Genomic DNA, 1,513 nt, shown 5'->3' on the forward strand with positions numbered 1-1,513 from the left:
GAAAAGGATAAAATGGCTATCAAATTGCTGTTCTCTGATAAGTGGGACGAGATTACACAAAAAGCCAAAGACTTAGACAATAAGGACTAAGGCGGTGGACTATGGACAAACAGGAATTAAATAGTCTACTAATATGTGAAATAGAAAAATTAGGAGTTGTTTATCGGTTGGGGGACTTAGATAATCAAAAAGCCTTTATTTCTTTAGAACTTGGCTTTGGTGCTTATACTGAACTTGCTAGACCTTTTGACCATGCTCACGAGTATATGCACGCTTACTACAAAGATGATAGACGGCTAGGCGAATGTGATACGTTAAGCCCTACGGAAAAAAGAGCCAACAAAGAAGCTATTTTAATGCTTTGGGATTGGTTCATACAAAATGGCGGTAACTTTGATGATATAACACAGTTTTGTGAGATAACTGGTTGCCACTATGACGCCACTAAACGACTAATAACGTCAATGTGCTGTGATATGAGTACAAAGAGTTTTAGAGACTGTGCCATTGATTACATCAGCCGTTTCGACATCATCACGCGCGACACGTTAAATATATACAACTTCTTAGACTTCTACGGCTATCATCACAACGCTTATGACGAGGCTCGTGCGTTGCTGTGTGAGTTGTGCTGGTTTGAGTTGGTGGGGTAAAGTAATGAGAAGAAAAAAGAAAAAACCAGTTAAAAAGTTTGTTGTATTACAAGCTATAGGAGATATTCTTTTAAGTCTAATAGTTTTTTGAAAAACCAAGGAGATAAAATATGAAAAATATTGTAGATGAATTAAAAAAAGAACAAAAAATAAATCTACTTCTATTTGTTGTTCTTAATCTATTGTTTATTTTTATAGTGAAAACAAATTTTGTATATATGATAGCTTTAAATATTGCTTTAATCACTAATATTTTTATAAAACATATTAATAAATTTGCGAAAATAGCACTATATACCATAAGTTTTATATTATTCGTTTTGAGTATTGTTGCCTTTTGATTGATAATGAACATTAACTTGTTGATGAAAGACGCACACACAAGCTATTACTAATATTGTAAAGGAGGAAACATGAAACTATCGGACTACTTAAAGAGTATTGATAACTTAGATGAAAAAATGGAAAAGGCTGTAATTATAGCTGGGTATGAGAAAATGTTTGGAGAACACTACAGACTACCACAAGAACAGTTTGCTGACCTGATGGAATTACCTTTGCCAAAATTAAGAAGAGTTATTCATGAAATGAAAAAAGCAATAGATTAGAACTTTAATAGTGCTAAAGTCTATATAGCTGTGAACCTTAACATTTTTTAACATGCTAACAAATGCTAAGGTTCAAATCTATAAAACAAATCCTAAATTTTAGGAATGCAAAATAAAAAGCGCTTGTGCGCACGCGAAAGAGGAAAATAAAGTGGATAATATTACGAACGAATCAGATAACCTTATTCAAATTTTTAGTCATAACCCATTAGCACTTATCTCATGTATTATATTGGGTATTGGCCTTCTATT

At 32.7% G+C, this 1,513-nt stretch carries 2 protein-coding genes; both read left to right on the forward strand.

Annotation, left to right across the window (positions count from 1 at the left end):
• Nucleotides 1-101: 101 nt before the first annotated feature.
• The gene (locus ABZ914_RS51180) at nt 102-653 is read left to right on the forward strand and encodes a hypothetical protein (protein WP_500201792.1); all 552 of its coding nucleotides are present in this window, start codon (nt 102-104) and stop codon (nt 651-653) included.
• Nucleotides 654-1,066: 413 nt separating this feature from the next.
• Entirely contained in the window at nt 1,067-1,261 is a 195-nt protein-coding gene (locus ABZ914_RS51185) for a hypothetical protein (RefSeq protein ID WP_003132205.1), read from the forward strand.
• Nucleotides 1,262-1,513: the final 252 nt, after the last annotated feature.

It is taken from the genome of Spirillospora sp. NPDC046719, assembly GCF_040645715.1.
Taxonomy (GTDB): Bacteria; Actinomycetota; Actinomycetes; order Streptosporangiales; family Streptosporangiaceae; genus Spirillospora.